This window comes from Bacillus sp. F56 (assembly GCF_001748205.1).
Lineage (GTDB): Bacteria > Bacillota > Bacilli > Bacillales > Bacillaceae > Bacillus > Bacillus stercoris.
Genome location: NZ_BDFC01000011.1, coordinates 188,091 through 196,216, shown reverse-complemented (window position 1 = coordinate 196,216; position 8,126 = coordinate 188,091). Strand labels below are relative to the sequence as shown.

Below are 8,126 nucleotides of genomic sequence, written 5' to 3'. Positions count from 1 at the left end.
AAAACCCTTGAAGTCTAGGAAGGACGAGCATAGGAGCGGACATTCACAGGATGTGATGACGACGGCGTTTAGGCAGGACGCCTGAGAATTTAGCCGTTGATCCACTTCGCATTGAGCACCGAAGCGCAGGTCTGACAACGAATGCGAGGGTTTGCTGACACGGTGAAACCCCGGATGAGAAATCCGGGGTTTTTTCGCGTATTTTCCTAAAAGCTGCTCATAATAAAAAGGAATGTTAAACAGATGGAGGGATTTTCTTTGAATCAAGACAGAGGAAGCATGCAGGACGCGCTAAAACAATATAAACATGGTTTAGGCACATTTGAACAAAAGATGCCGCTGATGGGAAGGAAATTTAACGAGTTTACTGAACAGTGCTTTGCCGGGAATTCTCTGACTGAAAGAGAAAAACAGCTGATCGCCCTCGGAATCGCGATCAATGCTCAGGACGAATATTGCATGATCTATCATACAAAAGGCTGTCTTGATCAGGGAGCGACAGAAGAAAACATTCTCGAAGCCGTCAGTGTGGCAGCGGCATTTGGAGGCGGCGCGGCCTTCAGTCAAGGCGTGACAGTTGTCCAGCAGTGCATTGAGGAATTCGGAAACACCACGCATTAAGAGAAGGAATATTTCGAAAAACCATTCTCATTTGTTCTGAATGGATGCTTTCGTCTCATCTGCCGCTATTTCAAGCCATATCCTTTTTGCGGCATCAAACGCAGCACTGATACAATAGAAAGCAAATATATGAAGGGATTGATTCATTATTTGCAGCAGCCAGGACAGACTGAACCTCGATTATACGTCAGAAATGGAAAAAGCGATGCAGCTGTCACACGGAATTGGATACGAGGAATACGGACGCCGGCTGGAAACAAGAATGAAAGTAGAGCGGCAGAGAGAGCTTGATTATCAAAAAAGCAAGCGTATTTCTGCAGGAGCTTATTGAGAAAATCAATCTTTTAAAAAAGGGTGGGAATCCACTCTTTTTCTTTTTCAATCGCTTTAATAAAGTGCCGATCTTTGTTAAACTTGAGGAATGTGCGAGGCACGATAAAAAGTTGTATTTACTTTTCATTTGTTATAAAATTAGAATGAGAATAAAATGAGAATAATGATTATATATTTTGGAGGTATAGATATGGCTGCTTCAACATTAACGATCAAAGATCTTCACGTTGAAATCGAAGGGAAAGAGATCTTAAAGGGTGTAAACCTTGAAATAAAAGGTGGAGAATTCCACGCAGTAATGGGCCCGAACGGAACTGGTAAATCCACTTTATCAGCTGCTATTATGGGGCATCCTAAATATGAAGTAACAAAAGGCAGCATCACGCTTGACGGCAAAGATGTACTGGAGATGGAAGTGGACGAGCGTGCGCAGGCAGGCTTATTCCTTGCGATGCAGTACCCAAGTGAAATCAGCGGTGTGACAAATGCCGACTTCCTTCGCTCAGCAATCAACGCGCGCAGAGAAGAAGGCGATGAAATTTCTCTTATGAAATTCATCCGCAAAATGGACGAAAACATGGAGTTCCTTGAAATGGACCCTGAAATGGCTCAGCGCTATCTTAACGAAGGCTTCTCAGGCGGGGAGAAAAAACGCAACGAAATTCTTCAATTAATGATGATTGAACCGAAAATCGCCATCCTTGATGAAATCGACTCAGGTCTTGATATTGACGCTTTGAAAGTTGTATCTAAAGGGATCAACAGAATGCGCAGCGAAAACTTCGGCTGCCTGATGATCACTCACTATCAGCGCCTGTTAAACTACATCACTCCGGATGTTGTTCACGTTATGATGCAAGGCCGCGTTGTCAAATCCGGCGGTGCAGAGCTTGCACAGCGTCTTGAAGCAGAAGGTTATGACTGGATCAAACAAGAACTTGGCATTGAAGACGAAACTGTTGGCCAAGAAGCGTAAGCGTTAGGGGGATTAATATGACACTAGATACAAAACTATCCGTAGATCAGGAGTATCTCAAAAGCTTTTCCGAAAAGCATCAAGAACCTGCCTGGCTGAAAAACCTGCGCTTACAGGCTCTTGAACAAGCTGAGGATCTGCCGATGCCGAAGCCTGACAAAACTAAAATCACAAACTGGAACTTCACGAATTTCGCGAAGCATACAGTTGATAACGAACCGCTTTCTTCATTAGAAGATTTGACTGATGAAGCAAAAGCGCTGATCGACGTTGAAAACGAAGATAAAACATTATACGTACAGCGTGACCAGACGCCGGCATACCTTTCACTTTCTCAAGAATTGAAAGACAAAGGCGTTATCTTCACTGATATTCTGACTGCTGCTCGCGAGCACAGCGACTTGGTGGAGAAATACTTTATGAAGGACGGCGTGAAGGTTGATGAGCATAAGTTAACTGCACTTCACGCAGCTCTTGTTAACGGAGGAGCATTCCTTTATGTTCCGAAAAATGTTGAGGTGGAGACGCCGGTTCAGGCTGTTTATGTCCACGAAAGCAATGATACAGCTCTATTCAACCATGTGCTGATTGTGGCTGAAGACCACAGCTCTGTCACATATGTAGAAAACTATATCAGCACTGTAAACCCGAAAGACGCTGTCTTCAATATTATCAGTGAGGTCATCACAGGTGATAATGCCAGCGTGACATACGGTGCGGTGGATAATCTGTCAAGCGGTGTGACAACTTATGTGAACCGCCGTGGCGCTGCTCGCGGACGCGACAGCAAAATCGAATGGGCTCTCGGCCTGATGAACGACGGCGACACGATTTCCGAAAACACAACAAACCTTTACGGTGACGGCACATACGGCGATACGAAAACGGTTGTTGTCGGAAGAGGAGAGCAAACAGAAAACTTTACAACACAAATCATCCATTTCGGTAAAGCTTCTGAAGGCTATATCTTGAAGCACGGTGTAATGAAAGATTCTGCTTCTTCTATCTTTAACGGAATCGGCAAAATCGAACATGGCGCTTCTAAAGCGAATGCGGAGCAGGAATCGCGTGTGCTGATGCTCAGCGAAAAAGCACGCGGAGACGCTAACCCTATTCTTTTAATTGACGAAGACGATGTAACTGCAGGACATGCGGCATCTGTCGGCCGTGTGGACCCTATTCAGCTTTACTACCTTATGAGCCGCGGTATTCCGAAAGAAGAAGCAGAACGCTTAGTCATTTACGGATTCCTTGCACCGGTAGTAAATGAACTTCCGATTGAAGGCGTTAAGAAACAATTGGTTTCTGTTATCGAAAGGAAAGTGAAGTAATGAATATCACAGATATTCGTGAACAGTTCCCGATCCTTCATCAGCAAGTGAACGGACATGATCTCGTTTATCTCGACAGCGCGGCGACTTCCCAGAAGCCGCGTGCTGTCATTGAAACACTGGATAAGTATTATAACCAATACAATTCCAATGTTCACCGGGGCGTCCATACACTTGGAACCAGAGCGACAGACGGTTATGAAGGAGCGCGTGAAAAAGTCCGCAAGTTTATTAACGCGAAGTCAATGGCTGAGATTATTTTCACAAAAGGCACGACCACATCACTGAATATGGTGGCGTTAAGCTATGCGCGCGCCAACCTGAAACCTGGTGATGAAGTGGTCATCACCTACATGGAGCATCATGCGAATATCATTCCGTGGCAGCAGGCTGTCAAAGCGACTGGCGCCACATTAAAATATATTCCGCTGCAGGAAGACGGAACGATTTCTTTAAAAGACGTCAGAGAAACGGTCACAAGCAACACAAAAATTGTTGCAGTGTCTCATGTATCTAACGTTCTCGGCACGATCAACCCGATTAAAGACATGGCGAAAATTGCCCATGATAACGGGGCTGTCATTGTGGTGGACGGTGCACAAAGCACGCCTCACATGAAAATTGACGTGCAGGATCTCGATTGCGACTTCTTTGCGCTTTCTTCCCATAAAATGTGCGGACCTACCGGTATTGGTGTGCTGTACGGAAAGAAAGCCCTGCTGGAAAACATGGAGCCTGCCGAATTCGGCGGTGAAATGATCGACTTTGTCGGGCTTTATGAATCAACTTGGAAAGAGCTTCCGTGGAAATTCGAAGCGGGCACGCCGATTATTGCAGGAGCAATCGGTCTCGGTGCCGCCATTGATTTTCTCGAAGAAATCGGTCTTGATGAGATTTCCCGCCATGAGCACAAGCTTGCAGCTTATGCGCTTGAACGCTTCCGCCAGCTTGACGGCGTAACGGTTTACGGGCCAAAAGAGCGTGCCGGGCTTGTTACATTTAACCTTGATGATGTTCATCCGCACGATGTGGCGACTGTGCTTGATGCGGAGGGAATCGCAGTCAGAGCCGGCCACCATTGCGCGCAGCCGCTGATGAAATGGCTGGATGTAACTGCTACTGCAAGAGCAAGCTTTTATCTGTATAATACAGAGGAAGAGATTGATAAGCTTGTGGAAGCTCTTCAAAAGACAAAGGAGTATTTTACAAATGTCTTTTAATGCAAACTTAGATACATTGTACAGACAGGTGATTATGGATCATTACAAAAACCCGCGCAATAAAGGGGTTTTAAATGACAGCATCGTCGTGGATATGAACAACCCGACATGCGGCGACCGAATCAGGCTGACAATGAAGCTTGACGGAGACATCGTGGAAGATGCGAAATTTGAAGGGGAAGGCTGTTCCATTTCAATGGCATCCGCTTCGATGATGACTCAAGCGATTAAAGGGAAAGATATTGAAACTGCCCTTTCCATGTCTAAGATTTTCTCGGATATGATGCAAGGGAAAGAGTATGATGATTCTATAGATCTCGGGGATATTGAAGCCCTTCAAGGCGTTTCAAAATTCCCTGCCCGTATCAAATGTGCAACCCTGTCATGGAAAGCACTTGAAAAAGGAGTCGCAAAAGAAGAAGGCGGCAATTAAAAGGATTGGAGTGAAAATGGATGGCTAAAAAAATGCCTGATATTGGTGAATACAAGTATGGTTTTCACGACAAGGACGTTTCCATTTTCCGTTCAGAGCGCGGATTGACAAAAGAAATCGTAGAAGAAATTTCTCGCATGAAAGAAGAGCCTCAATGGATGCTTGATTTCCGCTTGAAATCACTTGAGCATTTCTACAACATGCCGATGCCTCAATGGGGCGGAGATTTAAACTCACTGAACTTTGACGAAATTACGTACTACGTAAAACCGTCTGAGCGTTCAGAGCGTTCTTGGGATGAAGTTCCTGACGAAATTAAGCAAACATTCGACAAGCTCGGTATTCCTGAAGCTGAACAAAAATACCTTGCGGGTGTTTCTGCTCAGTACGAATCTGAGGTTGTATACCACAACATGAAAGAAGATCTTGAAGCGCAAGGCATCGTCTTTAAAGACACGGACAGCGCGCTGAAAGAAAATGAAGATATTTTCCGTGAGCACTGGGCAAAAGTAATCCCGCCGACTGATAACAAGTTTGCGGCGCTTAACTCAGCTGTTTGGTCCGGCGGATCTTTCATCTACGTGCCTAAAGGCGTAAAGGTGGAAACGCCGCTTCAAGCTTACTTTCGTATCAACTCTGAAAACATGGGTCAGTTCGAACGTACACTGATCATTGTTGACGAAGAAGCAAGCGTTCATTATGTTGAAGGCTGTACTGCGCCTGTTTACACAACAAACTCACTTCACAGTGCGGTTGTTGAGATCATCGTCAAAAAAGGCGGCTACTGTCGTTATACAACGATCCAAAACTGGGCAAACAACGTTTACAACCTTGTAACGAAGCGTACGATCTGTGAAGAAAACGCAACAATGGAATGGATCGACGGCAACATCGGTTCTAAGCTGACAATGAAATATCCGGCTTGTATCCTAAAAGGCGAAGGCGCGCGCGGTATGACGCTTTCTATCGCTCTTGCGGGTAAAGGCCAGCATCAGGATGCAGGTGCGAAAATGATTCACCTTGCGCCAAACACATCATCCACAATCGTATCAAAATCAATTTCAAAACAGGGCGGAAAAGTAACGTACCGCGGAATCGTCCACTTCGGACGCAAAGCGGAAGGCGCCCGCTCTAACATCGAGTGCGACACGCTTATTATGGATAACAAATCAACGTCAGACACAATTCCTTACAATGAAATCTTAAATGATAACATTTCATTGGAGCACGAAGCGAAAGTGTCTAAAGTATCTGAAGAACAGCTCTTCTACTTGATGAGCCGCGGTATTTCTGAAGAAGAAGCGACAGAAATGATCGTAATGGGCTTCATCGAGCCATTCACAAAAGAGCTTCCAATGGAATACGCAGTTGAAATGAACCGTTTGATTAAGTTCGAAATGGAAGGTTCAATCGGTTAATTGTTTCACAAAAAAGGACGTGACTGGTTTTCAGTCGCGTCCTTTTTGTATGAAGAAGAAAAACCGCTGGCCGCAGGACCCGCGGTTTTTTACTCCTCTTCTATTTCATGGTTGATAATTTGCTTTACAGATGATCTGCTGTTATTTTCTCTGTTCATCTCTCGCAATTGAGTATAAGCCATATCGAATTCCTCTTTTGTCATCTGCTTTGCGGCTAATGCAGAGCATAAAATAGCAAAAGCAATTGGCATTGTATCAATGTGAATGTCGATATGGACTTCTGAGTTGCCGCTGTTTTTGATAGCAGATTCAGTAGTGGGTATCTCTTGTGCATGTCTGTTGATAGGAATGATATTTTCGTTCATTAGTCTTCCCCGTCTTGTGTCTGAGCCTGTGCCTGATCCTGGTCTGTGTTCACGCTGACCACGACTTTTGCATTACCGCTGTTTTGGACTTTTGCGACTGCCGCATCGCGTCTGTTTTCTTCATTTTCATGACGATTTTCGCTCATGGTATCATCCTTTCTCTATTGATAGTGACAGAATATTCGATAGGAGAGTAAAGAGATTGGACGAACTTCGCGGTTTTTCCACATTAGGGCAAAAGGTCGAAGGAAAGCATTTGATTTGGTAAAATGAATAGATATCATAATAGAAAAGGTGTTTGCATATGAAATCGTACATCATCATCGGCGCAGGAATTCTCGGCGCTTCGACGGCTTATCATCTCGCAAAATCTGGCGCTCGTGTTACTGTCATTGACCGGAAAGAGCCGGGACAAGCGACTGATGCGGCGGCGGGGATCGTCTGTCCTTGGCTCTCACAGCGCCGTAATCAGGATTGGTACCAGCTTGCAAAGGGAGGAGCACGGTACTATACGGATTTAATCCATCAATTGGAAGAGGACGGAGAAACAGATACGGGATACAAGCGTGTCGGTGCGATCAGCATTCATACTGATCCGGCGAAGCTCGATAAGATGGAGGAGCGGGCGTATAAGAGGCGGGAGGATGCGCCGGAGATCGGTGAGATTACCCGCTTGTCCGCGAGCGAGACGAAAAAGCTGTTTCCGATTTTGGCTGATGGCTATGAATCGGTTCATATCAGCGGGGCCGCCCGCGTGAATGGAAGAGCGCTGTGCCGGTCGCTTTTAAGCGCTGCGGAGAAACGCGGCGCAGAGATCATCAAAGGAAATGCATCCCTGCTTTTTGAAAACGGAACAGTCACCGGCGTGCGAACAGATACAAAGCAGTTTGCGGCAGACGCGGTGATTGTGGCGGCGGGGGCATGGGCCAATGAAATCATGAAGCCTCTTGGCATTCATTTTCAAGTGTCTTTTCAGAAAGCGCAGATTATGCATTTTGAAATGACAGATGCAGATACAGGATTCTGGCCGGTTGTGATGCCGCCGAGTGATCAGTACATTCTTTCGTTTGATAACGGCAGAATCGTAGCTGGCGCTACACACGAAAATGATGCTGCTCTTCATGATCTGCGGGTGACAGCCGGAGGCCAGCACGAAGTATTGAGCAAAGCGTTAGGCGTTGCACCGGGCCTTGCTGATGCCGCTGCCATTGAAACAAGAGTGGGCTTCAGGCCGTTCACACCGGGATTTCTGCCGGTCATAGGGGCTGTGCCGAATGTTCAAGGCCTGTACGCTGCTAACGGTTTGGGTGCTTCTGGCCTGACGATGGGGCCGTTCTTGGGTGCAGAGCTCGCAAAGCTAGTTCTCGGAAAGCAGACAGAATTAGACCTTAGCCCTTATGATCCAGCCGGAGCACTTGCATAATAAGTA

10 protein-coding genes are annotated in these 8,126 nt (G+C 45.9%); 8 read left to right on the top strand and 2 right to left on the bottom strand.

Going from position 1 to position 8,126, the window contains the following annotated elements; all coding sequences use genetic code 11:
- Positions 1–243 precede the first annotated feature (243 nt).
- The 7 genes from BFW96_RS19000 (at position 244) to sufB (ending at position 6,332) form a co-directional block, all read left to right on the top strand.
- Positions 244–621 carry a carboxymuconolactone decarboxylase family protein gene (locus BFW96_RS19000; RefSeq protein WP_014477920.1) on the top strand — a complete coding sequence of 126 codons (378 nt, stop codon included), beginning with the start codon at positions 244–246 and terminating at the stop codon, positions 619–621.
- A gap of 193 nt (positions 622–814) precedes the next feature.
- Positions 815–952 carry a YuzK family famiily protein gene (locus tag BFW96_RS18995; RefSeq protein ID WP_014665305.1) on the top strand — a complete coding sequence of 46 codons (138 nt, stop codon included), beginning with the start codon at positions 815–817 and terminating at the stop codon, positions 950–952.
- Positions 953–1,144: 192 nt separating this feature from the next.
- Positions 1,145–1,930, top strand: a complete 786-nt coding sequence (sufC, locus tag BFW96_RS18990; RefSeq protein WP_003327022.1) for a Fe-S cluster assembly ATPase SufC — start codon at positions 1,145–1,147, stop codon at positions 1,928–1,930.
- A 17-nt stretch (positions 1,931–1,947) separates the two neighbouring features.
- On the top strand, positions 1,948–3,261 hold the full coding sequence (sufD, locus tag BFW96_RS18985) for a Fe-S cluster assembly protein SufD (protein ID WP_014665303.1): 1,314 nt from the start codon (positions 1,948–1,950) through the stop codon (positions 3,259–3,261).
- Complete coding sequence (gene sufS / locus BFW96_RS18980) at positions 3,261–4,481, top strand: cysteine desulfurase SufS (RefSeq protein ID WP_069840301.1); 1,221 nt, start codon at positions 3,261–3,263, stop codon at positions 4,479–4,481. Before sufD ends, sufS begins: the two co-directional genes overlap by 1 nt.
- Entirely contained in the window at positions 4,471–4,914 is a 444-nt protein-coding gene (gene sufU / locus BFW96_RS18975; protein ID WP_003222809.1) for a Fe-S cluster assembly sulfur transfer protein SufU, read from the top strand. Before sufS ends, sufU begins: the two co-directional genes overlap by 11 nt.
- A 20-nt stretch (positions 4,915–4,934) precedes the next feature.
- The gene (gene sufB / locus BFW96_RS18970) at positions 4,935–6,332 is read left to right on the top strand and encodes a Fe-S cluster assembly protein SufB (RefSeq protein ID WP_003240854.1); all 1,398 of its coding nucleotides are present in this window, start codon (positions 4,935–4,937) and stop codon (positions 6,330–6,332) included.
- 89 nt (positions 6,333–6,421) lie between these two features.
- Here sufB and BFW96_RS18965 read toward each other — a convergent pair whose 3' ends face one another.
- Both BFW96_RS18965 and sspG read right to left on the bottom strand, forming a co-directional pair.
- The gene (locus BFW96_RS18965; protein WP_069150266.1) at positions 6,422–6,697 is read right to left on the bottom strand and encodes a hypothetical protein; all 276 of its coding nucleotides are present in this window, start codon (positions 6,695–6,697) and stop codon (positions 6,422–6,424) included.
- Positions 6,697–6,843 carry an acid-soluble spore protein SspG gene (gene sspG / locus BFW96_RS18960; protein ID WP_040081894.1) on the bottom strand — a complete coding sequence of 49 codons (147 nt, stop codon included), beginning with the start codon at positions 6,841–6,843 and terminating at the stop codon, positions 6,697–6,699. The genes BFW96_RS18965 and sspG overlap by 1 nt, the downstream gene beginning before the upstream one ends.
- 158 nt (positions 6,844–7,001) lie before the next feature.
- Here sspG and BFW96_RS18955 point away from each other — a divergent pair, with 158 nt between their 5' ends.
- The gene (locus BFW96_RS18955) at positions 7,002–8,120 is read left to right on the top strand and encodes an NAD(P)/FAD-dependent oxidoreductase (RefSeq protein WP_069840300.1); all 1,119 of its coding nucleotides are present in this window, start codon (positions 7,002–7,004) and stop codon (positions 8,118–8,120) included.
- Positions 8,121–8,126 lie beyond the last annotated feature (6 nt).